Genomic DNA, 26,185 nt, shown 5'->3' with positions numbered 1-26,185 from the left:
TTAAAAAATTAATAGAACGACGAGGGAAAAAATGTGCCGCTGTGGCTCTCGCTAATAAAACAGTCAGGACTGCATTTTCAATGCTACAAAACAACACAAACTATTGCTCAGTAGCACTATAGGGCGAAAAGGTTAAACACTTCATTACTTTGCATAACTCATTCGGTAAGCCAGTAATACACTGAGAGGTTAAAACCTCGCCTAACAGATGTGGCTCCGATACGCGCAATTATCATTGAGTCGATCATTTTAGATTGAACTCGTACATAAGTTCGCAAGTATCAAATAATGGGGTGTTGACATGAGGGAGTCTACATAAGTGTATTAGCAAGAAACTCGAATAAACCCGAAGCTTTTTTCAACACGTTCACTGCTAATCAATTCATTTATTGCCATAAGATACTCTAATGAGCGCTTTTTTAAAGCAATTAGCCGATTTTATGCGATGTAGAAAGCGAGAACTGGGTTTAGCGAGCCAATTGTTATAATGACGAATGCACCATAAATGAAAAATATCATTAATTAATAATCACTTATAGTTAAATTGGATGAACACAATTTAGAGAATAGTTCTCGCTTTCACTCAGCGTTTCTTAAAAACCGAAAAATGGCATTATAACTGTATAAATACACTGTATGAGATATCCACTACATTTTTGCTTTCAAATTAGCATTTATTCTGATGGCGGTGAGATGAGATTCTCGTTTGAGCTCCTATGTCATGTGGAATGAAAATATCGCTAAAAATGGATCATGACGCCATAGATAAAAACTGGCCTAAAAAACGGCAAGCCATTTCTTTACGCTGTACTTAGGGGTAATATACCGATATTAAAGACAATAACTTTCTGGAAGTCCCCATGAGTAACGAAAACGCCCCAACCTTTTTCTTTTTGGATTATGAAACATGGGGTGTTAGTCCAGCCAAAGACCGACCAAGTCAATTTGCTGGCGTTCGGACTGATATGGATTTCAATATCATCGGTGAGCCTTTGGTGATTTATTGCCAACCACCGAGTGATTATCTACCTTCTCCTGAAGCCGCATTAATTACCGGTATCAAACCGCAGAAAGCCGTTAAAGATGGTTTACCTGAGCCAGAATTCATCCGCCGTATCCATAAAGAGCTTGCCACCCCAAATACCATCTCACTTGGTTACAACAGCATCCGCTTTGATGATGAAGTGACACGTTATACTCTCTATCGTAATTTTTACGATCCGTATGCTTGGTCTTGGCAGAATGGTAATTCTCGTTGGGATTTACTGGATATTATGCGCACTTGTTATGCATTGCGCCCAGACGGTATTAACTGGCCAGAAAATGATGAAGGCTTTCCAAGCTTTAAGCTAGAACACCTTTCGGTAGCCAACGGTATTGAGCACAGCAATGCGCATGATGCGATGGCCGATGTTATTGCCACTATTGAACTTGCTAAGAAAATCAAACAAGCTCAACCGAAACTGTTCAACTACCTATTAAGTATGCGCCACAAGCGTAAACTCAATGAACTCGTCGATATTGTAAACATGACGCCGCTGGTGCATGTTTCTGGCATGTTTGGTGTTCAGTGTTCCAATATTAGTTGGATCGTGCCGATGGCTTGGCATCCAACCAATAACAATGCGGTAATCACCGTTAACTTGGCAATGGATCCAACGCCGCTAATCGAGCTAGATGCTGAAACTCTACATCAACGTATGTACACCAAACGTGACGATCTCGCACCTGATGAACTTCCTGTTCCTCTTAAACTTGTGCATCTTAATAAGTGCCCTGTTCTCGCGCCAGCCAAAACGCTTACCGCTGAAAATGCCGATCGAATCGGTATTGATCGCAAACAATGTTTAGATAATCTCGCGCTTTTAAAATCGCACCCAGAAATTCGAGAAAAGCTGATTGCTATCTACAATATTGAGCGTGAATTTAAACAAGATAATAACGTCGATACTCAACTCTATAGCGGCTTCTTTTCACCGGCTGACAAAGCGACTATCGATATTATTCGAGAAACCGAGCCTGAAAAGCTCGCTGGGTTAGATTTATCGGTAAAAGATGCTCGCATCGAGCCTTTGTTGTTCCGCTATCGCGCGCGTCACTTCCCATGGACACTGACCGAAGCAGAGCAACAAAAATGGCTTGCACATTGCCGTGAGTACTATGAGAGCAATATTGAAGAATACATGCTCAATCTTGAGAATCTCGCTCATGAGCATGAAAGTGATGCCGCTAAGATCGAGATTCTAAAATCTGTCTATCAATATGTAGAATCTCTCGTTTCTTAACTATTTTTGACAGCTACAACTGTTTTTTACAACCGCGCTCTTTTTCATCTTATTAATATTGAGCGCTTTACTCTTGTTCCGCCCTAGGAGTCCAACGTGTTCAAGCAAATGCTCAATTATGCTTTATCATTCGCACTGATTATGGTGAGTTTGTGGGCAGGTAATGCCATTCAGCACTTTTTTCATTTATCCGTACCCGGCAGCATTTTCGGCATGCTGATTTTATTCGCACTACTGGTCTCAGGGTTAGTCAAAGTGCAATGGGTCAAACCCGGTGCGCAGTTATTCATTCGCTATATGATCATTCTATTTGTACCAATCAGTGTCGGTTTAATGGACCACTTCCCTCTATTGATTGATAACGCTCTCTCCATTTTTGCAAGCAGTGTCGGGGCAACAACCGTCGTATTAGTATTACTCGCGCTGGGACTACAAAGAATCCTTACTAATAAAGCAAGTGAGGATAAATAATCATGTGGCTTCTACTTACCTTTGTGGTTTTCTTTGCGGTACGTTGGTTTGCTAATAAGGTGAAAAATCCATTAGCTAACCCTTTATTACTGAGCATCGTAATTATTATTCCCATTTTATTAGCGCTCGATGTACCTTATGAAGTGTATTACGCACAAAATGATTGGATGACTTTTTTACTTCAACCAGCCGTGGTTGCGCTCGCTTATCCGTTATACGAACAGCTCCCACAAATTCGCCAAAACTGGAAGATCATCTTTTTAGCTTGTGGTGTAGGTAGTGCTATGTCAATGCTGACCGCCGGACTTATCGCGGTAGCTTTACACACCGACCCAACATTAGTGGCAAGCTTAATGGGTAAATCGGTCACCACTCCGATTGCGATGGAAATTGGGAAAAGCTTAGGGGGTGAACCCGCTATTGCCGCTATTCTAGTGCTAATTGTTGGGGTGTTTGGCTCAGTCTTTGCCTATCCAATTTATTCCTTATTAGGTGTTACTCACCCAATAGCAAAAGGATTAACCATGGGTACGGTATCCCACGCTTTGGGAACCGCGACCTGTGCAGAAAAAAATGCCGAAGATGCTGCGTTTAGCTCTTTAGCACTGGTGAGTTGCGGCATTATTACCTCCATACTCGCCCCTGCCTTCTTTGCATTTTGTCTTTGGTTGGGTGGGTTTATTGGCTAAACGACCTTGTTAGACACCGCTAATCACTCAACAGGAAGCCGATGTGCTTCCTGTTTCTTCTTTATTCTCTCAAAAACGAGAGATGCATCACTTAATAAAGTAAAAAACTGTCGCCCCAGTCTTAATGTTTGATTGATGTAACACTTGAATGCAATCTTAATGTATATACTTCATTAAAACGTGATCTAAATCCAAGACTACCCATTTGAGGTATCACAATAGTTTAGTACCAAGATAACGGCAGCAAACGGTTAATACATATTTAAAAGGAACATTGCATGGCGACCCAACATAACATCGAGCTTTTTGACGCACTACCATCTCAGATCCAAGAAAAAGCGATTGGTTACTTTAACCATTCCGATTTTAGCGGTCACCTTAGTGCTGAGCAGTATCAAGATTTACTCGCAGATTCTGGCTTGAGCGATCTCGACCTTAAGCTGGCCTTATTGCCTTTGGCGGCTTCACATTCCTATTGCCCGATATCTAATTTTCATGTTGGTGCGATTGCTGAAGGGTTATCGGGTGCGATCTATTTTGGTGGTAATTTGGAGTTTACAGGTACCCAATTAGGCCAAACGGTGCATGCCGAACAATCGGCTATTAGCCATGCTTGGATGAAAGGTGAAGCAGGCATAAAGAACATCACGGTAAACCATTCTCCTTGTGGTCATTGTCGTCAATTTATGAATGAGCTGACTACCGCCTCAGATCTCACTATCCAACTGCCAAAACGTCCAGCGATGTCATTAGGTGATCTGCTAGCCGATTCTTTTGGTCCTGCTGATTTAGAGGAACCTCGCCGCTTAATGGATCAACACACGCACGATATAAGCAGCCCTGAAAGCACACCACTGATGGAAGCCGCTGTCGATGCCTTAAACAGCAGCCATGCACCTTACAGCAAAAATATTAGTGGTGTCTCGCTGCAAGTGAAAACTGGTGAAATTTTTAACGGTAGTTATGCCGAGAATGCGGCTTTTAATCCAAGTTTGCCGCCTCTTCAAGTCGCGATCAACTTATTGTTATTGGCTGGTTTCTCACTAAAAGATATTGAATCGGCTTGTCTGGCAGAGGTTGCGAGCGGGAGTATTAGCCACCTTGCCGATACCCAATCAACATTAGAAGCGATCAACCCTGACATTACGCTTGAATACGCCGCTCTATAAATTATACCGATCGCACTAATTATCTGATCATCTAATTAATTTGATTGGTATTAATCAGTTAAGCTATCCATGCCTAATCTCTTGTGTAAATAATAAGAGATTGGGCATTTTTTATACGCTTAGCTTTTTATTGATAAACCCACCAAGCAAACGATTGCCTAACCGAGAAAAATCAGTATGATCTAACTCCAAATTCATCTTGCAGAGAATAGATCATGTTTGGAACCGCAACGGCAGAAAATGCAACCAAAGTCGTATTATTAGGCTCGGGCGAGCTCGGTAAAGAAGTCGCTATTGAATGCCAACGCTTAGGCTTAGAAGTGATCGCGGTCGATCGCTATCCTAACGCCCCCGCCATGCAAGTGGCGCATCGTAGTTATACCGTCGATATGCTTGATGGTGATGCGATTGAAGCCATCATTGCCAAAGAAAAGCCTGATTATGTGGTTCCTGAGATTGAAGCGATCGCTACCGATAAATTAGTCGAACTCGAAGCCCAAGGCGTTAATGTCGTCCCCACCGCAAAAGCGACGCAACTGACAATGAATCGTGAAGGTATTCGTTGTTTAGCGGCTGAAGAACTTGGCATAAAAACCTCACCCTACCGTTTTTGTGACACCTTTGAGCAGTTTGAACAAGCAGTCGAGTTTGTGGGTTTGCCATGTGTGATAAAGCCGATCATGAGTTCATCTGGTAAAGGTCAGAGCGTGGTCAAAACTCAAGCAGATATGCAAAACGCTTGGCAATATGCTCAAGAAGGCGGCCGCGCTGGCGCAGGTAGAGTGATTGTTGAAGGCTTTGTCGATTTTGATTACGAAATCACGTTATTAACGGTTCGCGCCGTGGATGGTGTGCATTTTTGTGCCCCGATTGGACATAGACAAGAAGACGGTGATTATCGTGAATCCTGGCAGCCACAGGCTATGTCTGAGGCGGCACTAAAGGCTGCGAACAACATGGCTGAAAAAGTGGTTAATGCGTTAGGGGGTTACGGCTTATTTGGCGTAGAGTTATTTGTGAAAGGCGATCAAGTGATCTTTAGTGAAGTCTCCCCTCGTCCACACGATACCGGCATGGTAACACTAATTTCGCAAGAACTGTCTGAATTTGCTCTGCATGTTCGTGCGTTTACAGGCTTGCCAATTAACAACATTACTCAATACGGCCCAAGTGCTTCTGCGGTAGTACTCGCCGAAGGAAGTTCGCACAATATTGGGTTCACGGGGTTACAAGAAGCACTTGCTGCACCGCAAACTCAAATTCGTCTCTTTGGTAAACCGGATATTGATGGTCGCCGTCGTTTAGGGGTTACGCTGACACGACGTGACAATATTGAAAGCGCGGTTTCTGATGCCGTTGAAGCCGCAGGAAAAGTAAAAGTAAGTTTCTAGTTGCTCGTTGCTCGTTGCTCGAAGATAATATTGATTCCATTATTTTCGAGCAACGATAACAACTTACGATTCAATCAACCAAACTTCTTCTGCAAAGCGAGAAAGCCCTTGCTTAATTCTTGGGTGTTCACTATCGCCATCATCACGATTTAAATGCGTCACCTTATAACCTAGAAATAAGCTTTCAACCTCTTCAGCAGGTACGCTAAACGGCGGTCCTGACATTTCAGATTGATCGTAGTCTAATGTCACTAGTAAAATTTTCCCGCCTGGGGCAAGTAACGATTTAATACGTTCAGCATAAGCAACACGCAATTCAGAAGGCAATGCAATTAAAGCCGCTCGGTCATAGATGTTATCAAATTGAGTTAATGGTGCAGTGAAGAAATCTCCAGCATAAATCGACAACTCATCAAACTGATACAATTCATGTTGACCATTTAGTGGCGTGACCATTGGGGTATAAAAGTGCTCAGCAAAAAAGGCACGTACCGCGATATTACTAAGCTCTACCCCTGTCACTTCATTATGTTTTTGTGCAAGCCAAACCAGATCTTCTGTTTTTCCACATAGAGGAACGAGTACAGAGTGCTGACGTTCTGTAGATAGTGTTTCCCAATATTGAATCAGCAATGGATTCACATCTTCTAAGTGAAAACCTATTTTATTTTCAGCCCATTTGTTATGCCAAAATTCTTGATCTTGCATGGGGTTCCTTTATTAAAATTTAATAACAAAAAGGCCACCTTTAACGGTGACCTTCTTTCTTCCAGTGACTAGCGTGTTTTTATTTTTCTATCTTAATATTTTCAACACGAGCTTTCAGTTTTTGCCCTGGTCGGAATGTTACAACACGACGGGCAGAAATTGGAATATCTTCACCAGTTTTAGGGTTTCGTCCTGGCCTTTCACTTTTATCACGTAGATCAAAGTTACCAAAACCAGACAATTTAACCTGTTCACCATTTTCTAGTGCTTTGCGAATTTCTTCAAAAAACACTTCAACAGTATCCTTGGCATCACGTTTACTGTAACCAAGTTTTTCAAACAGGTTTTCAGCCAAATCGGCCTTAGTGAGCGCCATAAAACATCCCTCAATTTATCACTACCATAACGGCAGCATTTATAGCATTAGTACGTAGTTAGCAAGCTTAAAGCTAAGTATAACTTCGAAAGTGTAATCCAACCTTATGATTTTCGCCAAATTTTTTTGATTGTTTGTATAAAATATACTTTAGAGTTTCTTTTTAAAGTTGCTATTCATATACTAGCAGATAGTTAATAAAACCAAATAAATCAAAAATTTCAGTTAAATAAATCAAATTATTGAATAATTTTTAGTCATTCCCTCTACATTTGACTTTTTATTAAGAAGTGAGAAAAATTCAAACTTTAGATATATTTTAAAAATAAAACCAACAAAAGCAAAGCCTTAATTCGTCTATAACATTAGATTAAGCATTCGAACAATCCGTCTTTGTCCTACCGACTCAAGGTCATCCGACCAGCAGCCCAAACAAGTAAAAGTAGGAGCCCCATTGGAGTAAACCATAGTAGCCAAGTCTTATATTCTAGCTTAGGTTTATATAATACAAACTCTCCAAACCTTTGCTGCATGAAGTCCATAACTTCAGTATCGGTTTTACCTTGTTCCACCATAACAAAAACCTGATACTTCATATCGACAGCAATAGAAGCGTTTGATTCCATTAAATTTTGATTTTGACATTTTGGACATCGAAGATGGCGCGCAAGATAATAAGCTCGCTGTTGATTCTCTATCGAGCTAAACTGGAACACTTCTACACTGTTACGGTCGTTAGAAACGGTCAACTGTGCATACGCACTCGGCATAAAGCCGCATATAATAAAAACGAAGATAACGCGCAAAAAGCCATATCTACTCAGCACACCAGCGACCTTCTTGTTCTTTGATATTCAGTGATAATTTAGGACGAGTACGACCAAAAACGAGAGCAATCAACGCGCCAAAAATCATCAGCCCACCGCCAATCCAAATCCAGCGCATTAAAGGCTTATATTGCAAACGAAGCGCATAATGCTCGTTATCAATTTTATCCCCTAAGGTGATATACCAATCTCCCCAACGATTCCAATAGACATCTGGCTCAGTCATATCCATGCCTCTTACGGTGTAATGGCGCTTCTCAGGTTGTAGGTAGTTCACCAACTGCCCTTGTTCATCCGACATTCGAATAACCGCGCGCTCAGCAGTATAGTTGGGACCAATCAATAGCTCTGTTTTTTCGTACTCAAAGAGATGATCATGAAAGCTAAACTGAGTTCCATTTGTGACTTTTCGGCTGGTTTCAACAGAAGCGTAACCTTCATAACTTGCAGCAATCACAATCAAAGCAACCCCAATATGCGCGCACGCCATTGCCATTTTTTTGTTATCTTTGATTGCAGCCATAATTGAAGAAACAATCACCCAACAAGACAAAATACTCGCAATAGCAACGATAGAGTAGCTACCTTCAAACCATTGAAATTCAGGACGATAAGCCTTAAAAACCCCTATTCCACCTATCAGTAATGCAATACCAATAGAGATAATTAAAGGCCGCTTAATTAAATGGAAGTAAGAGACAACAACGTTGGACTTCTGATGATGAATAAACGAACTCAAGCCCATTAAAATACACAGAAGCAAAACAATCGGTATAAAAATTTGATTAAAATACGGAGCGCCGACTGAAATATTACCTAATCCAAATAGTTGATAAACCATAGGATAGAGTGTGCCCAGTAATACGCTAAAGGTCGCAATACAAAATAGCCCATTCCCCAAGAAAAATAACATTGGCAAGCTCAACCATTCAAACTTCATCGGTTGAATATACCGACCAGCACGATAAGCAAAAACCAACAAAGAGCCAATCATCACTACACTTAAAATCGATAATAGAATGATCCCTCTTGTAGGATCGGTAGCGAATGCATGGACTGACGTAATCACCCCAGAACGAACAATAAAAGTACCAAGAATGCTTAAACAAAAGGTAAATGTTGCAAGCAGTAAACTCCAGCCCGACATAATATTTGGTTGCTTACTCACTTTTAATGAATGCACCAATGCGGTCGCCGTTAACCAAGGCATTAAAGAGGCATTTTCTACCGGATCCCAAAACCACCAGCCACCCCAACCTAACTCGTTATAAGCCCACCAAGCGCCAAGCACAATGCCAGCGGTCATGAAACACCAGGAAGATAATGCCCATGGACGAATATCTTCAGCCCACTTTTGGTTGTTCTCTTTAGTGATCATGGTTGCCATCGACATAGCAAATGCCACAGCAAATCCAACATAGCCTAGGTATAACAATGGCGGGTGCACGATCAGCCCTATGTCTTGTAGCATTGGGTTTAAATCTCGTCCCTCAAATGCTGCAGGTAGTAACCGAATAAATGGATTTGAGGCGAATAAAATATAACCGCCTATCGCCGTTGAAATTGAACTTAAAATCATCAATGTCCAGTTTTGGAACTCTTGATTTTTTGTCTCTCCTATCCTTGCAACTAACGCGGTCCAACCGATTAAGCAAAATAGCCAGAATAAGAAAGAACCTTCATGCCCTCCCCAAACTGCAGTGAGCTTATAAATAAAAGGTAGGTGGGTATTCGAGTGGGAAGCGACATAAAGTACCGAAAAGTCATCAGTGGCAAAACATATAGCCAAAAAAGCAACACTGAGCGTGACACATCCACATGCTAAGTAGCTCAATAAGCGGCTACAACTAGCCCAATAGGACTCAACTTTATAGATAGCAAAAACTGAGCAGAGTGCACTACTTAAAGACAAAACAATAGAAAGAATTAACGACCAATGGCCCAACTCAGCAATCATATAAACCTATTAAAATTGATAGAAGAAAGAAGATGCATTACACACCTTCCTTTATATTTCAGTCATATACACCCAAGTCGCTTTGATATATCCAAGTGACTTGGGTATATATGTTAATACACCGTCATTTGCCCGGCATACAAAATGAACGTTCTCAACATCAACACACCGATCAAACTCAGTGTTGTCACAAAGACAATAAAGGCTTTTTTATGTTGAACTTCATTGGAGGTAAAGGTGTTCATGGCCAATGGCAATAACATCCCCATGCCAATCACTCCTACCCAAAACCAACTCGACCAAAAACCGCCACCAATTGCTGTTATCACCGCATCTGCCCTTGCACCGCCACCAAAATATAGGCCGGCAAAAAATGCACACAAGACAAACAACTCAAACAACACCACTGGTTTTTCAATTTTATGGATCCAGCGTACGCTTGGGCTATTAATCGGTTCTTTTCCACCCACAATGCCGAACAACAAGCACGCAGCAGCCCCCGATGAAACACTGGAAAAAACGAATAGCACGGGTAACACAGGGTTATTCAATAATGGGTAGGTTTTTAATGCGGAAAGCAAGAAGCCTGTATAAGCGGCTAACAAAAAAGCCAATATCGCCAAAAACCACTCAATCGGATTTTCAAACTTTTTCGCGATGGTTAACACTCGCTCAACCAAACCTTGAATAGCTGAAAATTTAGTTAAGAACTGAACAATCTCTTTTTTGAAAATAACCCCTAACCAAACAAACAACACCACCATATATATTTGGAACAACAACACCCCCATCGACATCACTGATGATGGGTTGTAATACAGCATAATTTTCCAAAATAACCATGGTCTTTGTAGATGGAAGACTAAAATAGTCAAACCTAAAATGATCCCCAAAGGGGCAAAAATGGCATTGGCTCGAATAATGCCATTTTTGCAAGCCTCGCCAGTAATCACCTTTTTCTTCAAGTAGATGGAAATCATCACCCCACCAGCAGACATACCGGTAAGAAATAAGTAAATCGCAATCACCCAGTCCCAAACTAAGGAGTCAAAGTGAAAAGCTTGGTTAATAATCTCACTCATCCTAAAATCTCCCCTTTATTGTTGGGCACTTTGTACATTTTAGGTTCAGTGCCTAACTCAACCTTCATTCGATAAACGGTATGAGTTTGAATGACTTTATTAATCTCACTATTGGGATCGTTTAAATCCCCAAACGTGAGTGCTTTGGTTGGGCAAGATTCAACACACGCTGGCTTTTTACCTTGTGCAAGGTTGGTCTTACGGCAGAAGTCGCATTTATCTGCCACTTTAGTTTCAGGATTAAAGAAACGAACTTGATAAGGGCAAGCCGCTAAACAATAGCCACAACCGACACATCGGTCGGCATTCACATCCACGATGCCCGTTTTAGGATCTCGGTAAGCGGCTTGAGTAGGACAGACATGAACACAAGGTGCATTATCGCAATGCTGGCAAGAGATACGTTCAAATGTGTACGAAGCATTTGGGAATTCACCAATAGGCTCACTACGTTGAATTTTTAACCTTGTCACCCCCTCGGGTACCTTGTTGACTTCTCGGCAAGCGTCGGTACAAGCGGTACAACCAATACATAATGTTTCATCATGGACCATGCCATAACGTATTAAGCCATCCGTTTCCGTAGCAATGAGTTTTTTACCATTCGCTAACGCAGTTGTTGCAATACCAGTGGTAAAGATGACAGCACCACTTCCTAATAAAAAATTACGTCTTGAACAGGACATTATTTATCCTCCTGTTGCTTATAACTTGTCATATCTGAATGGCAATCCACGCACATTTTGATCCGCGGTTTACGTTCAATACCTTGCATTGGATCTTTTTCTGGATGAATGGAATGACACGAGGAACAAGTCAGTTTTAAAGCATGTACATCATGGGTCCAATTGGCTTTACGCAATTGCTCACCTTGATGACAATCTATGCATTGTGAATTTTGAGTCTTGACCCAGGCTAGATCGTGAGCAGGTTTACTTTCTCCGGCAACCACTTGGCCTTGACGGAATTTAACAACATTAGGAGCACCATCACGATGAGAGGCACTAATATCATTGTGGCAATCAATACAGCCAATATTTCTTCCTGTTTTTTCATTCAACGCTTTAGCATGCTGTCCTAACAAAACATCATGCTCATCTTTATGGCATTGCGTACAGGCATAGTTTTTATCACGTTGAAATGACACGTGAGCTTCGTCTGTTTTTTTTAGATTTGGCTCAGCAGTATTTCCTTGTGAAGTCGCTAACGCATTGAATGAAAAAACCAATGCAACCAATATCAGGAACATGCCCGATAGCTTTGCGATGGTCTTTTTTATGCTATCCATGTTTTTGCACCTTATTTCTTACAAAACACTTATTTTTAAAAATAAGTTGTTAATGGTTTTGTATTTATATTTTGCCCATAAACCTCAACGGTTCATTTGCAATTAGTGCAACTCAAGTCATCAAATTTGTTTAGCCACAACACTCAACATTACAAAATGTAATACCACTAAAGAATAAAAAACCCGATCTAATTAACAACTTATAAAACGTATATTTTTAATATACCTTTATTTGATATCAATCAATTTAGCGCCACTTTAACCTTAAACTTTTCAAGGCCTTTGCTAATATTCCTCTGCACTCTCATTGTTATCAACTGCCCACAACAACACTTGATATGTAATTACAATAATGGAGTGATGATCGTGAATATAAACTGGAAAGCCCCTGTGGTTAGTTCAGCACTGCTATCGTTGTTAGGTATGAGCCTTTTGGTAAACCCAATTTCCACCTACGCTAACAAGCAAGCAGAAACAACCCAATCCGCTACTCAAATAATGAAGTTCGACCCTCGAAATGAAAAATTCGAGTCGGACCACCCTGAGCAATACCAAAGCTGGAAAGACACCTCGAAAAGCGAACATATAACCGATGCGTTAGCAAACGACCCTAATATGATTATTCTTTGGGCCGGATACGGTTTTGCCAAAGACTACAATGCACCACGTGGTCACTTTTATGCCATCACCGATGTGCGTGAAACCTTGCGTACTGGTGGCCCTAAAGATGCAAAATCAGGCCCAATGCCAATGGCATGCTGGAGCTGTAAAAGCCCAGATGTCCCTCGCGTAATAGATGAGCGTGGTGAGGATGGTTACTTTGAAGGTAAATGGGCACGTTTAGGGGCACAGATAGTCAATCCAATTGGCTGTGCCGATTGTCACGACACACAAAGTGATGACTTTAAAAAGGGTAAGCCCGCTTTACGTGTTGCTCGCCCTTTTGCTAAAAGAGCGATGCACGCCATTGATCGTGATTTTGACCAACAAGATCGTTTTGGTAAGCAATCTCAAGTTTGTGGTCAATGTCATGTCGAATATTACTTCCAAAAAGATAAAAAAAATGCCGTCAAATTCCCATGGGATAAAGGTGTCACTGTTGATCAAATGGAAAAATATTACGATGAAATAGGCTTTAGTGATTGGATAAACCCTGTCTCTAAAGCGCCAATGTTAAAAGCTCAACACCCAGAATATGAAACTTGGCAAATGGGTATACATGGTAAAAACAACGTTGCTTGTGTTGACTGCCACATGCCAAAAGTAAAAAACAAAGACGGCAAAGTTTATACCGATCATAAAGTCGGCAACCCGTTTGATCGTTTTGAAGACACTTGTGCACAATGTCATACGCAAGATAAGAAATCCATGATGGATATTGTGAAATCTCGTAAAGATAAAGTACAAGAGATGAAGCTGATTGCTGAGAAGCAACTGGTCGCTGCACACTTTGAAGCAAAAGCTGCTTGGGAAGCTGGCGCAACAGAAGCGGAAATGAAAGACATTCTAATGGATATTCGTCATGCTCAATGGCGTTGGGACTACGCGATTGCCTCTCATGGTGTACATATGCATGCCCCAGAAGTGGCCCTACGTGTCTTGGGCACTTCGGTTGACCGTGCCACCGATGCTCGAACTAAACTCATCCGAGTATTAGCAAAACACGGCATTATGGAGCCAGTGAAAATTCCAGACATTTCGACCAAAGAAAAAGCACAAAAGGCTCTTGGTATGGATATGGAAGGCATGAATCAAGAGAAAGATGACTTCTTGAAAACCGTCATCCCTGAATGGGATAAAGAAGCTAAAGCGCGCGAGGCGACCTACCCTCAATAAGCCATAGCATACACTTCGATGCACCATTTCAAACCCTCAATCTCTTTGGTTGAGGGTTTGTTTTATGGGTAAGACGAGATCAGCAGTTATTCACATTCAACCCTACACATTGGATTGTAAGACACGATTAATAGTGCGAATAAAGTGTTAGGTTGTGACTCATTTTGGGACAGAAACTAAGTCAAAAATTTTTCTAATTTTGTAAGCCATGAATTATTCAGAGTATGACAAATTGCGTAACTCAATGCCCAATCTGATGGAGCAGATCACTTAACCTCCACTCCAATTTTCGACAAAACCCGAAACAAACGCAGGTATTCACGGATGAAAAACCTCACACGGGTAACATTCCAATAAAAAATCATTAACAATGTGATACCGGTTTCAATTTTAAACAATCGTCATTGCATAAAAAATAATCAACACATAAATTGAAACTAGTTTCAATTATATAGAAGGAGGTTCCGTGTTTGATATATCGATAATACATCGATACTTAGACTCGTTTGTAGAAGGATTTACGATCACCGCTAGTATTAGCGTCGCTTCTATAATTGGCAGTTTTTGTATTGGTTTACTGGTGATGTTTGCCTGCATTAGTCAGTCGAAAGTGCTGTCTAAAACGGGCTATACCTACATAAATATTTTTAGGAATATTCCTTTTATTGTTCAGGTGTTTTTTATTTTTTATGGCTTACCTGAATTAGGCATTTTCATTGATCCCTATACCACCGGGGTGCTGGCGCTTTCTATTGCGGTTGGAGCTTACTGTGCAGACGTGTTACGCGCAGCAGTTCAGCAGGTCGATCATGATATAATCGAAGCGGCCCAATCTTTTGGGTTAAAACGCCTAACTATCTATAGAAAAATCATTATCCCTATCGCATTACGCAATTCGATCAAACCGCTTGGTTCGATTTTCGTGAACCTAATTTTGACTACGTCAATTTTATCAACAGTAACACTTAATGAACTAACAGGAACCGCAAAAATCATAGCGGCGGAAACGTTTAGACCTTTTGAAGTCTACTTCTTCTTATTACTGTTCTACTGTGTTCTGACTTACATCTTATCCATTCTTATCACTATAGCGCACAAGCGACTAAATCGATTTTCTGAAGCGGGAGCATAGCAATGTCTAGTACTGAATTTGTCCCCTATGACCTTATTGTTCTTCTTAGTGGTATCAGCGTTTCGCTAAAGGTGTTCTTGATCTCTAGCCTGTTTGGTGGGGTACTGGGTTTAAGCTTAGCGTTGTTTCGCCACTATAAATTTCCACTATTGAGCCAACTTTCTGTTTTCGTCAGTGAGTTTTTAAAAAACTCCCCGGTTTTGGTTCAGCTATTCCTGATCTACTTCGGCCTGCCGATATTCCTTTCCATGGATATGTCTGCGGAGTTAGCTGCCACCATCACTCTGACAGGCAACACCGCCGCGTTTGTCTCCGTCATTATCGTGACAGCTATGGCTGCGGTTGATAAAGGTCAAATTGAATCAGCACGTTCATTTGGCATCTCTGAAATGGTGATTTTGAAGAAACTCATCACACCTCAAGCACTACTAGTTGCCATTGCGCCACTCGTCGGTCTTGCCGTAAACCAACTTCAGGTCACGTCCCTGGTATCCGTTATCGGGGTTATGGACATTACTAAAGTCGGCGCCATTTTGAATCAACGCACTTGGCAGCCGTTTATTGTTTGGCCAGTTATCGGACTAACCTACTTCGCCATGTCGTTGATCATCTCGACACTGGGCAGAAAGCTCGAGCTCTATTTACGAAAATATCAAACTTGGTCTTTAACATAAGGTGATAACCATGATTTCAATTAACAACGTAAAAAAGTCGTTTGGAAGCAACGATATATTAAAAGGAGTCAGCCTAAATATTGAGCAAGGCGATGTGGTATCTATTTTAGGTGCCAGTGGCTCTGGGAAATCTACTCTATTGCGCTGCATCAATGGGCTGGAAGCGATTAACGACGGTGAAATCACCTTCCGCGATCTCTCAGTCTCCAACAAAAGGGAGTTACAAAAGATCCGTACGTCAGTGTCGACTGTGTTCCAACACTTTAACCTTTATCCGCATATGAGCATTTTAGACAACATCACCCTCGCGCCTATTGAAGTGCTAGGACAAAGCAAAGAGCAAGCCGAAAGCACCGCGCGGGAATTGTTGCAGCTTGTTGATCTAGCGGATAAAGAGACCAGCTTCCCAGCCCAACTCTCTGGCGGACAGAAACAGCGTATCGGTATTTGTCGAGCTCTAGCGATGAAACCTGAATGTCTGCTGTTAGACGAAGTAACAAGCGCGCTTGATCCAGAAATGACCTCAGAGGTGCTTGATGTACTCGCTGACCTTGCCAAATCAGGTACAACATTAATCTTTGTTACTCACGAAATTGCCTTCGCGAAAAAGATCTCTAATCGCATGGTTTTCCTCGATGAAGGGGTCGTAAGAGCTGACATGGACAAAGACGCCTTCTTTTCCGATGAAGGCGGTAAACAAGACGAAAGAATTAGACGATTTTTAGAGAAAATGGATAGTAAATAATGATTGTATTATCAAATTCAGAAGCCTGGCCGGGTATTGACGACACGGTAAGTATGCTTAATAGCGGATATAATGGTCTAGATGCGATCATTTGTGGTATTGAAAAAGTCGAAGCAGAGCCCAGAATTCGCAGCGTCGGTTACGGTGGCTGGCCTAACCTATTAGGTGAAATGGAGTTTGACGGCGCGGTAATGGATGGCAACACACTTCGAACTGGTGCTGTTGGTGCCGTCAAAGAGCATTTTCATGTCACGCGCATTGCCAAAAAAGTAATGGAAGAGCTCAACCACGAGATCCTTGTCGGTGAAGGGGCAACACGCTTTGCTTATGAGATGGGTTTTGAGTGCCCGAATCCACTTCTCGTAGATTCAAAAGAGGTATGGTTTAAAAAGCTTCAGGAGATAACTGGCGAAGACAACCCTGATATGTCGACTCGACCACTTGCTCACCTCAACTCAATGATCACCGACCCTGAGAAAGTCCGTGATACCACAGTATTTCTAACCAAAGACCATGCAAACAGTATTTATACTGCCACTAGCACTTCAGGGTGGGCCTGGAAATATCCAGGACGCCTTGGCGACTCACCTATCGTCGGGGCTGGTTTCTATGCCGATAGTCGATATGGCGCAGCGGCCTGTACTCATACGGGCGAAATGACGATTCGAGCCAATACCTCATACTCCATCGTAATGGCGATGCGTCTGGGTTTCTCCTTAGATCAAGCTGTGGATATGGCAATTGAAGAACTGAACTCACTTAGAACAGGCTTTTTAGCTGGAGTTGTTATTCATGCGATCGACAAAGATGATAACTACAGAGTCATCAATTTTGGATGTGAAGAGGACATCAAATACTGGGTTTATAAATCTGGAATGAGTAAACCCGAACAAAGAATAGCGGAAAGACGCTATATGGATATACAAAACGAAATGGAGAACAACAATGAAAATTAAGACATTGATTACCACTATATTGGCAAGTGCACTCGCAATTAGCTCCGCTTCAGCGTTTGCTGGTAAACTCGAAGACATTCGAGAACGCGGCTACATCAAAATAGGTGTATCCCTGGGTGGTGAACCTATCGGGTTCCGTGACCAAAAAAATAACCCTGTAGGTTATGACGTCGACCTAGCGAAACGCCTAGCAGAAAAACTTGGTGTTGAAGCACGCTTCACTGACGTACATGGGGATGCTCGTGTTTCTATGTTGTTTTCTGACCAATTAGATGCCGTCATTGGCAATATGTCAGCTACATTGGAGCGTGCAAAATCGGTGAACTTCTCCATTCCTTACGCACGTGCTGGCCTTCGGATTATTCATCAAAAAGACAAAGATATTAATTCACTACAAGACCTTGCTGGCAAACGAGTTGTTGTAGGCCGTGGTTCAACAGGCGAGACATTCTTAAAACGTGAAGTGCCAAAAGCAGAGTTGGTTTATACCGATAACTTCGCACCCGACGGTGTATTGCTACTTCGTCAAGGCCGTGTAGATGCTGGTATTGAAGACAGCTCTCTAATTGATTACCTAGCAACTAATAACCAAAACCTTGTGACTTTACCTAGCTTACACTCTAACGACCCTATCGCGATTGGAGTTAGAAAAGGCGATGCCGAATACCTACGCTGGATGGATATGTTTGTCTCTGAGTACATCAATTCTGGTGCTTATGAAGCGTCTTACCACAAATGGTGGGGATCGGATGCTAACCCACCTAAACTCTCGGGCAATTGGTAAACCGGTGCTTAAAAGGCCCTTCCCCCGGGGCCTTTTTTCCCTCAGTTTTTCAATAAGTATCAATGGGCGAGCTATATGAAAATTGAAGTCTGTATCGATAATATTGAATCATTACACACCGCTATTGCGGCAGGAGCAGATCGAATAGAGTTGTGTAGCGCTCTGGCTCTAGGAGGCTTAACACCTTCATTAGGGTTAATAACGCAAGCAGTCGCGGTATCCTCTATTCCTATTTACGTGATGATTCGACCTCGCGATGGTGATTTTGTCTTCAGTGACGAAGAAATCCACTTCATGGAACACGAAATTCACACCTACAAACAATTAGGTGTGAATGGCGTGGTCATTGGCGCACTCAACCCCGACGCCACAATTAACGAAGACGCGCTACGTCGATGGACAACCGCTGCACAAGGTGTTGGAGTCACTTTTCATCGCGCGTTTGATTTGGTCGCTAATCCGCTAGAAAGCTTAGAGCTTCTCTGTCACTACTCTATTGAACGAATTTTAACTTCAGGACTACAGCCGACTGCTCCAGAAGGTAAAGCGATGATTAAATATCTGGTCGAAACCGCTCAGAATCGTCTATCAATTATGGCGGGGGCTGGGGTCAATGATAATAATGCCCTTTCGCTGGCTAATATTGGCGTCACTGAACTGCACCTTTCTGGTAAAGGTCAACGCATTAGTAATATGCTCCATCAACACTCACAAATTTCCATGGGAACGGAAAGTTGCGATGATTGGGTCTCGATAACAGACTATGATAAAGTGAAGAAAATCGTGAGGTTATTTTGAATGAGTACTAAAACGCTACCTACATTACAGGATGTAGCAGACCGAGCATGCGTATCAAAAGCGGTTGCTTCTCGGGCTTTTTCAAAAGAAAAAAAACCTATTTCTGAAGTAAAAAAACAACGCGTGTTGCAAGCCGCCGAAGAGCTCGGTTACGTCATGAACCCCTTCGCACAAAGTTTGAATAGTAATACCACTGGGTTAGTCGCCATTGTAGTCAACCACATTAGTGATCTGAGTGACCTTGAGCTCTTTGACCATTTACTGCGAGGACTACAATCCATTGGCAAACTACCGATCTTCATTCGCATAAAAACCAAACAGGATATTGCTTCGATTACCGATAACGCATTCGTTCACCGTGTGGACGCTGCGATTATCTTCTCGGATCTTATCGAACCCAAAGACATGCCAAAACTGTTTCTCACCACCAGAGTGATTAACCTCAACGGTCAAAACTGGGACAACACTTGGTCGGTATTGCTGGATGAAGAGCAGGCAATTCGAGATGCAGTAAGTTACGCCTTCCAAGCCGGTGTAAAAGACGTACACCTGCTTGCAGGACGGGAAAGCTCTGCCGTCGAAGAACGAAGACTGGCACTCTACAAAGAGAACTTAGCTCGTCATGATATTGCCTTGAAAAGTATCACCTATTGCAACTACAAGTACAACGAAGCCAAGCAATATCTCATCGACAATACAAGCGATATTGTCCAACCAAGCAGCGGGGTTATTTGTACCTCTGATGCCATGGCAATGGCCGCTATAGATAGCTTTGGCCAACAGAACTCCCGTCCAGTGATCATTGGCTTCGACAACACCTTCTTTTCTCATTTTGGCTCTTACCAGTTCCCAAGTATTGGTTACTCGAAGGAAGAACTGATTGAGATGGTATTGGAATTGATTTCACTGCCTTCGACGGAGAAAAACCTCGCTGGTGAGAAGTACATTCGTAACTTTTTTAATTGTCATTGAATAAATGAAAGTTTTGCTAGGGTTTCTCACTATATTATATTGGCGATTTAGCAATCTCTATTGCTAATCAAAAATATGGTTAGTAGAGTACTCAAAGTACTCCGCCATGAATATAAAGGTAAGAAAGGACGAGCTAATAATGTGCGGTAAATTTTGAATTGGCATTGCAACTACAAGCGGCAAAGACGAGCTCTTCCCCTTGGTAGATTATGTCACTTGACAGTTAATAGTCTATATAAGGGGAAGCGGGGATGGGGTTGATTACGCCAAACCCTTTTGGGGACATAAATAAACCATAGAACCATTCAAACCATATTCAACCATTCAATTGAAACTGGTTTATTAACATTAATTGGCTATAAATTGCTTTGCTTGATTAATAGCTTTGATTATTGCCACCCTATCAACATCTGCATGACCGGTATCAAGCGCGTGTTGCCAGGTATCAATTGCATCTTGGTATTCTGCGTTTAAAAAATGATCCGATGCAATCAGCATTAATGTTGGCACGTTGTCTGGATCAACAGCTCGTGCTTTATCTAACAAAGTTTCGATAGTTGAATCAAACCATTGATTATTGGCGTAATATATCGCAGTTGCCCGAGCGGCATAAATATTAGCTTGAGGTTTTACCGCTAAACGTTCTGCATATAAAAAAGACGTCGCAGCATTCTCAAACTCATTGGTATACATATACGCGTTACCAAGTGCATACCAAGCTTCCCCATTTTGTTTATCTTCCCTTACCTTTTGTTGCGCCCTTTCAACTTGCTCACGGTTTATCTGTTTGGCCGTTTTTGAGGAAGAAGACTCAAGATTCGATTGAGCTGAAAAAGTAGGAGTAGAAAAAAGCTGTTCAGCATGACCAAGGTAAAAATAAGTCACGCTACTGGTAAGAATAATAAAGATAGAAATAAAACTAGGGATCCAATAACTAACTTTAGTCGTATGTTTGGCATACATTCTCCAGATAAAGATGAGTATAACCAAGATAGAAATCACTAAATAAATCATCACAAAATTCCATATCAATACCAGTGCCCCATTATTCAATAGTTCGTACCACGTAACCTTGATCTCGCTCCCTATGTTTTTATTTCCAGTAAAAATCTACTGGAGTTTATGTAAAAAAGCCACCTTGATGGATAATCAAGCTGGCTTTAAATAACATTATTTCAGCGTTATTTTGTTATATATAAATCACGGGTATAGCGGCGATCAGAAGCATTATCTTTGCTATAACCACCGACATGAGTGTTTTTTAGTACTGATCTTGTATAGAAGTACACCGGAATTGCAGGCATATCATTGGCAAAAATTTGCTCGGCCTTTTGGTATAAAACTTCTCGTTCTTTGTCTGTTTTCACTGAGGAGGCTTGTTTTAAAGCGGCATCATAATCAGCATTACTCCAACCACCATAGTTCAAACCTGACGAATCAAAGTAAGACAAAAAGGTTGAAGCTTCATTGTAATCGCCAATCCATGCATAGCGGGCAACCGAAAAGTTTTTCGAGGATAAGGTTTGTAAGAATGTCTTCCATTCTTGGTTAGCAATCTCAACTTGTGCGCCTAAATTTTTCTTCCACATTGAGGCCATCACAATGGCTAACTTTTTATGTGATTCACTAGTGTTATATTCTAAGTTGAATTTCAATGGATTTGATTCATCAAAACCAGCTTCTTTAAGTAAGGCTTTCGCTTTTTGATTACGATCTTGTTGGGACATTTCTGCCCATTCTAATTTAGGCACTTCAAAACCAGCGACTGCAGGTGGTGTATTGGTATAAGCAGGTAGTTGCCCCTGCCCTAAAATACGTTTTACAACTACATCACGATCAATGGAGTAAGCTAATGCTTTACGAACGTTAGGATCATTAAAAGGCGGTTTATTTAAGTTAAAGAGATAATAATATGTACCTAGTGAAGGCATGGTTAGTAGTTCATCTGGGCGCTCTTTTTTGATCGTCTGGTAAAGCTCAAGTGGCACAACATTTGTAATGTCAATTTCTCCCGTTCTAAAGCGATTGTATTCCGCATTCACATCTGAAATTGGCAAGTAAGTCACTTTATTAATCACGGTTTTGCTGTCATTCCAATAATTTTTGTTTCGTTCTAGCACCACCTTCTCATTAATAACCCAATCAGATAGTTTATAAGCTCCACTGACTACAATGTGTTCAGGCTTAGTCCAACTATCTTTATATTTTTTAATTACCTTTTCTGGTAATGCGAAGGTACTTTCATGAGCAAGCATTTTGGTAAAATAAGGGACAGGCTTTGTTAAGCTAATTTGTAGAGTCTTATCATCTAGAGCTTTGACACCAAGGCTCACGGCAGGTTTATCACCCTTTGTAATGGCATCAGCATTAACAATATTCGCCATTGAAACGTACCAAGAATATGGTGCGCCGGTTTTAGGATTAACAATACGCTGTAAAGCAAAAACAAAATCATCGGCTGTAATAGGTTCTCCATTCGACCATTTCGCATCACGTAAGTGGAAAGTATATTGTGTGCCATCTTCGGAAATATCCCAGCGGCTAGCTAATGCAGGAATAATATTACCGTGAAGGTCCTCGGTAACTAATCCTTCAAACATATCTGAGATAACACGCGAGCTTGATGTATCAGAAGACATGGTGGGATCGAGTGTTGGTACCTCATCACCATTGCCTCGCACTAACTCTTGTGTATTCGCCAGTTCAACATCATCAGGAACTTGTGCAGCCATAGTTGACACTGAAAACAATGCGGTAACAACCATTGCAATCGTCGATTTTTTAAATGTGTGCATCTGTTTTATTTCCTTTATATTATGAATGTGCATCCTGCTGAATACATCTGTATTCCATTGCACTTATGAGCTTAACTTGCTCATAATTATTACATTTACCGAAATTCCTCTAACATTTCTACGCCTACAGACGAAAAAACCGCCAATAGTGGCGGTTTTATTGTAAAACTTGAGGTAGAACGATCAATCTTGAATACTTTCAACTAACCCTTGGCTATTAAAAAGAACATTCATTTTATTGAAGCGATTTTTCCAATAGACCCAAGTATTCAAGTCTGTTGTGGGTGTCACATGCGCTGGTGGATAACCAATCGCATTCAAAACGCCTTGTTTAGTCATTCCTTCATACACTCGACCTTGTTTGATTCCCTTTTGATCAACGGTATTTAGGTTAGATAGCTTAGGACAGGTTGTCCCAAAATCTCTTGTAATACCTGACTGGAAGTCTCCCGTCGCTTTATGCCACACATATATATATTCCAAACCGGTTTCAGCCACTTTAAATGTCATGATTTTGCTATTCGCTTCAATAATATCCACTTTAGTGCAGCGAGGAATAAAGCCATCTTGAAGGTAATTTAAAGTAAACAGTTTCTTTCTTGCAGCATCGGGGTGAAGATTAACTTGAGTGTAGACCGTTTGGTTGGTCGACACTAAATCAACATTATCGGCTGTAATGACATCGAGTTTAGAAGAGCAACCAGGCAACATTAATAAGCCAGCAATTCCCATAATGATTTTCTTCTGCATACCCACTCCAAATTTGATAAAAAAAATCCGCTCCTCCTAATATAGAAGAAGCGGACTTCATATACTCAATTAAAAATCACATTAATCGCGTAATGTAGCACCAAATTGTTCAGTCAATGCTGCAACAATCGCGTCAACAGAAGCTGCAATATCGGCATCTTCCAATGTACGCTCAGTTGACTGTAAGCTTAGGGCGATCGCTAGGCTCTTATTGCCTTCTTCTACACCTTTGCCTCGGTACACATCAAACAGTTTCGCACCAGTCAGAAGTTCACCACCGTTAGCAAGACATGCGTTAACAATGTCACCACTTGCCACGTCTTCTTTCACAACAACCGCAATATCACGACGGTTAGCTGGGAATTTAGATAAGCTTACTGCTTCTGGGATCACACGTGAATCAATCGCTGACCATTCAATTTCAAATACGATAGTACGACCATTTAAGCCAAACTTACGCTCAAGCTCAGGGTGAACCGTACCAATAACACCAACAGGTTCGCCATCAACAACAATCGCTGCTGATTGACCTGGGTGTAGCGCAGGATGACTAACAGGTTCAAAGCTGTACGCTATTTCATTTGAAGTCAGTTCAAGAACCGCTTCTAAATCGCCTTTCAGGTCAAAGAAATCAACTGTGTTAGTTTCAATGTCCCAATGCTCTTCAGCGCGAGTCCCCGCAATAACACCTGCCAGCATAGGCTCTTGACGCATGCCATTTTCAGCAGATTCACAAGGAATAAAACGTAAACCGTATTCGAATAAACGAACGCGTGGTTGCTGACGTTTTTGGTTGTGAACAACGGTGTTTAATAGACCTTGGATTAAACCAAGACGCATCGCTGACATTTCTACTGAAATTGGGAACGGTAGAATTAACGGCTCAACACCCGGTACGATCAGTTTTTGTTGTTCAGGTTCAACGAAGCTGTAAGTAATTGCTTCTTGGAAACCACGGTCAACTAAAAGGTTACGTACACGTTTAAGAGGCAGGTTCGCTTCTTTATGATCGTTCATGCTAAGTGCAGCAACTGGTGCTTGATTTGGAATGTTGTCGTAACCGTAGATACGGCCGACTTCTTCAATCAAATCTTGCTCAATTGCGATATCAAAACGCCATGTCGGAGCAACTGCAGTCCAGCCTTCTGCACCGTTTTCAAGAGAAGTCGCTTCAACTGTCATACCTAGACGCTCTAAGATTTCAACCACATCGCTATCGGCAATATGGTGACCTAATAGGTTATCCAGTTTAGTGCGACGTAATGCTACTTTGTTTGGCTTAGGTAAATCAGCTTCAGATTCAACCGTTACAACCGGCGCTACTTCACCGCCACAGATTTCAACAAGCAGTTCAGTTGCACGTTCCATTGCGCTTGCTTGCAGTGCGTAATCCACACCACGCTCAAAACGCATTGAAGAATCGGTATGTAGACCATAGCTACGAGCGCGACCACGGATATGATCCGGTGCGAAGAATGCACACTCAAGCAGTACATCTTTAGTCTCAGCGGTTACGCCAGATTCTTCACCACCGAAGATACCTGCGATAGCCAAAGCTTTATTGTGATCTGCAACCACTAAAGTATCTGCGTTTAATTTCGCTTCAGTACCATCAAGTAGTGTTAGCTTCTCGTCTTGCTCAGCCATACGAACCACGATACCGCCTTCAATCTTAGCAAGATCAAACGCGTGCATTGGCTGGCCTTGCTCTAATAGAACGAAATTAGTGATATCAACCACAGGATCGATAGAACGAATACCACAACGGCGCAGTTTTTCTTGCATCCAAAGTGGCGTTTGCGCTTGAGCATTCACATTCTTAACCACACGACCAAGGTAACGTGGACACGCAGCTGGTGCTTTTACTTCAATTGAAACAGTGTCATCAATTGCAGGAGCAATTGCATTGACTGAAGGTTCAGTGACATCAGCGCGGTTTAATACGCCAACTTCACGAGCCATACCACGAACGCTGAAACAATCTGCGCGGTTTGCCGTTAGATCAACATCGATAGTGACATCATCTAGACCTAAAAATTCACGGAAATCCGTACCGATAACGGCATCTTCTGCCAATTCCATGATGCCGTCAGATTCTACGTCGATACCAAGTTCAGTAAATGAACACAGCATGCCGTGTGATGGTTGACCACGTAGCTTAGCTTTCTTGATTTTGAAATCACCTGGAAGCACTGCGCCTACCGTTGCAACCGCGACAGTTAAGCCTTCGCGACAGTTTGGTGCGCCACAAACGATGTCTAATAATTCTTCTGCGCCAACATCTACTTTAGTGACTCGTAATTTGTCAGCATCTGGGTGTTGACCACACTCCACTACTTTACCCACTTTTACGCCAGTAAAGCTGCCAGCAACTGGAAGTACGTCATCGACTTCTAGGCCAGCCATTGTAATTTGATGTGTTAATTCGTCAGTTTCAACCGCTGGGTTAACCCACTCACGAAGCCATGATTCGTTGAATTTCATTGTGATTAATCCTCTC

Annotated in this window: 24 protein-coding genes and 1 pseudogene; 14 read left to right on the top strand and 11 right to left on the bottom strand. The window is 41.8% G+C overall.

Going from position 1 to position 26,185, the window contains the following annotated elements; genetic code table 11:
• The 6 genes and pseudogenes from K358_RS19300 to purT all read left to right on the top strand — a co-directional run.
• Positions 1–122, top strand: a pseudogene (locus tag K358_RS19300) (IS110 family transposase); the annotation flags it as partial.
• Between the two features lie 738 nt (positions 123–860).
• Positions 861–2,285, top strand: coding sequence for an exodeoxyribonuclease I (gene sbcB, locus K358_RS0113585; protein ID WP_027697332.1), 1,425 nt, complete (start codon positions 861–863; stop codon positions 2,283–2,285).
• Positions 2,286–2,393: 108 nt separating this feature from the next.
• The gene (locus K358_RS0113580) at positions 2,394–2,756 is read left to right on the top strand and encodes a CidA/LrgA family protein (RefSeq protein ID WP_169716300.1); all 363 of its coding nucleotides are present in this window, start codon (positions 2,394–2,396) and stop codon (positions 2,754–2,756) included.
• 2 nt (positions 2,757–2,758) lie between these two features.
• The gene (locus tag K358_RS0113575; RefSeq protein WP_027697330.1) at positions 2,759–3,445 is read left to right on the top strand and encodes a CidB/LrgB family autolysis modulator; all 687 of its coding nucleotides are present in this window, start codon (positions 2,759–2,761) and stop codon (positions 3,443–3,445) included.
• A gap of 278 nt (positions 3,446–3,723) precedes the next feature.
• A complete protein-coding gene (gene cdd, locus K358_RS0113570) occupies positions 3,724–4,614 on the top strand; it encodes a cytidine deaminase (protein ID WP_027697329.1) in 891 nt (296 codons plus the stop codon).
• Between the two features lie 215 nt (positions 4,615–4,829).
• The gene (gene purT / locus K358_RS0113565; RefSeq protein ID WP_027697328.1) at positions 4,830–6,005 is read left to right on the top strand and encodes a formate-dependent phosphoribosylglycinamide formyltransferase; all 1,176 of its coding nucleotides are present in this window, start codon (positions 4,830–4,832) and stop codon (positions 6,003–6,005) included.
• A 63-nt stretch (positions 6,006–6,068) separates the two neighbouring features.
• Here purT and K358_RS0113560 read toward each other — a convergent pair whose 3' ends face one another.
• The 7 genes from K358_RS0113560 to nrfB all read right to left on the bottom strand — a co-directional run bounded on the left by K358_RS0113560 (position 6,069) and on the right by nrfB (position 12,243).
• Positions 6,069–6,713: a thiopurine S-methyltransferase gene (locus K358_RS0113560; RefSeq protein WP_027697327.1), complete on the bottom strand. Its 645-nt coding sequence runs from the start codon at positions 6,711–6,713 to the stop codon at positions 6,069–6,071.
• Positions 6,714–6,792: 79 nt separating this feature from the next.
• Entirely contained in the window at positions 6,793–7,089 is a 297-nt protein-coding gene (gene ihfA / locus K358_RS0113555) for an integration host factor subunit alpha (RefSeq protein WP_027697326.1), read from the bottom strand.
• A gap of 398 nt (positions 7,090–7,487) precedes the next feature.
• Complete coding sequence (locus tag K358_RS0113550) at positions 7,488–7,859, bottom strand: cytochrome c-type biogenesis protein (protein WP_051241325.1); 372 nt, start codon at positions 7,857–7,859, stop codon at positions 7,488–7,490.
• 46 nt (positions 7,860–7,905) lie between these two features.
• Positions 7,906–9,873, bottom strand: a complete 1,968-nt coding sequence (locus K358_RS18555) for a heme lyase CcmF/NrfE family subunit (RefSeq protein ID WP_051241318.1) — start codon at positions 9,871–9,873, stop codon at positions 7,906–7,908.
• Between the two features lie 113 nt (positions 9,874–9,986).
• A complete protein-coding gene (gene nrfD, locus K358_RS0113540) occupies positions 9,987–10,955 on the bottom strand; it encodes a cytochrome c nitrite reductase subunit NrfD (protein ID WP_027697324.1) in 969 nt (322 codons plus the stop codon).
• A complete protein-coding gene (gene nrfC / locus K358_RS0113535; protein WP_027697323.1) occupies positions 10,952–11,641 on the bottom strand; it encodes a cytochrome c nitrite reductase Fe-S protein in 690 nt (229 codons plus the stop codon). Before nrfC ends, nrfD begins: the two co-directional genes overlap by 4 nt.
• The gene (gene nrfB, locus K358_RS0113530) at positions 11,641–12,243 is read right to left on the bottom strand and encodes a cytochrome c nitrite reductase pentaheme subunit (RefSeq protein ID WP_027697322.1); all 603 of its coding nucleotides are present in this window, start codon (positions 12,241–12,243) and stop codon (positions 11,641–11,643) included. The genes nrfC and nrfB overlap by 1 nt, the downstream gene beginning before the upstream one ends.
• Positions 12,244–12,615: 372 nt before the next feature.
• Between nrfB and nrfA the strand changes: the two genes are divergently transcribed.
• The 8 genes from nrfA (at position 12,616) to K358_RS18550 (ending at position 20,140) form a co-directional block, all read left to right on the top strand.
• The gene (gene nrfA / locus K358_RS0113525) at positions 12,616–14,079 is read left to right on the top strand and encodes an ammonia-forming nitrite reductase cytochrome c552 subunit (protein WP_038150223.1); all 1,464 of its coding nucleotides are present in this window, start codon (positions 12,616–12,618) and stop codon (positions 14,077–14,079) included.
• Positions 14,080–14,545: 466 nt separating this feature from the next.
• Positions 14,546–15,211 (top strand): amino acid ABC transporter permease, encoded by a 666-nt coding sequence (locus K358_RS0113520; RefSeq protein WP_038150175.1) that lies wholly within the window; start codon positions 14,546–14,548, stop codon positions 15,209–15,211.
• 2 nt (positions 15,212–15,213) lie between these two features.
• Positions 15,214–15,885, top strand: a complete 672-nt coding sequence (locus K358_RS0113515) for an amino acid ABC transporter permease (RefSeq protein ID WP_027697319.1) — start codon at positions 15,214–15,216, stop codon at positions 15,883–15,885.
• 10 nt (positions 15,886–15,895) lie between these two features.
• Positions 15,896–16,630 (top strand): amino acid ABC transporter ATP-binding protein, encoded by a 735-nt coding sequence (locus K358_RS0113510; protein WP_027697318.1) that lies wholly within the window; start codon positions 15,896–15,898, stop codon positions 16,628–16,630.
• Positions 16,630–17,586: a glycosylasparaginase gene (locus tag K358_RS0113505; RefSeq protein WP_027697317.1), complete on the top strand. Its 957-nt coding sequence runs from the start codon at positions 16,630–16,632 to the stop codon at positions 17,584–17,586. The genes K358_RS0113510 and K358_RS0113505 overlap by 1 nt, the downstream gene beginning before the upstream one ends.
• Positions 17,576–18,370 carry a transporter substrate-binding domain-containing protein gene (locus K358_RS0113500; RefSeq protein WP_211232240.1) on the top strand — a complete coding sequence of 265 codons (795 nt, stop codon included), beginning with the start codon at positions 17,576–17,578 and terminating at the stop codon, positions 18,368–18,370. Before K358_RS0113505 ends, K358_RS0113500 begins: the two co-directional genes overlap by 11 nt.
• A 75-nt stretch (positions 18,371–18,445) precedes the next feature.
• Positions 18,446–19,168 carry a copper homeostasis protein CutC gene (locus tag K358_RS0113495; protein ID WP_027697315.1) on the top strand — a complete coding sequence of 241 codons (723 nt, stop codon included), beginning with the start codon at positions 18,446–18,448 and terminating at the stop codon, positions 19,166–19,168.
• Positions 19,169–20,140: a LacI family DNA-binding transcriptional regulator gene (locus K358_RS18550; protein WP_051241317.1), complete on the top strand. Its 972-nt coding sequence runs from the start codon at positions 19,169–19,171 to the stop codon at positions 20,138–20,140.
• 348 nt (positions 20,141–20,488) lie between these two features.
• On the opposite strand, the gene K358_RS0113485 is transcribed toward K358_RS18550, so the two are convergent.
• From K358_RS0113485 to pheT, 4 genes are all read right to left on the bottom strand, one after another.
• Entirely contained in the window at positions 20,489–21,154 is a 666-nt protein-coding gene (locus K358_RS0113485) for a hypothetical protein (RefSeq protein WP_051241316.1), read from the bottom strand.
• 167 nt (positions 21,155–21,321) lie between these two features.
• Positions 21,322–22,935 carry a peptide ABC transporter substrate-binding protein gene (locus tag K358_RS0113480; RefSeq protein WP_027697313.1) on the bottom strand — a complete coding sequence of 538 codons (1,614 nt, stop codon included), beginning with the start codon at positions 22,933–22,935 and terminating at the stop codon, positions 21,322–21,324.
• 183 nt (positions 22,936–23,118) lie between these two features.
• Positions 23,119–23,685 carry a hypothetical protein gene (locus K358_RS0113475; RefSeq protein ID WP_027697312.1) on the bottom strand — a complete coding sequence of 189 codons (567 nt, stop codon included), beginning with the start codon at positions 23,683–23,685 and terminating at the stop codon, positions 23,119–23,121.
• Positions 23,686–23,766: 81 nt separating this feature from the next.
• Positions 23,767–26,169, bottom strand: a complete 2,403-nt coding sequence (gene pheT, locus K358_RS0113470) for a phenylalanine--tRNA ligase subunit beta (RefSeq protein ID WP_027697311.1) — start codon at positions 26,167–26,169, stop codon at positions 23,767–23,769.
• Positions 26,170–26,185 lie beyond the last annotated feature (16 nt).

It is taken from the genome of Vibrio litoralis DSM 17657, from assembly GCF_000426765.1.
Classification (GTDB): domain Bacteria; phylum Pseudomonadota; class Gammaproteobacteria; order Enterobacterales; family Vibrionaceae; genus Vibrio; species Vibrio litoralis.
This window is presented reverse-complemented; position numbering and strand designations above follow the sequence as displayed.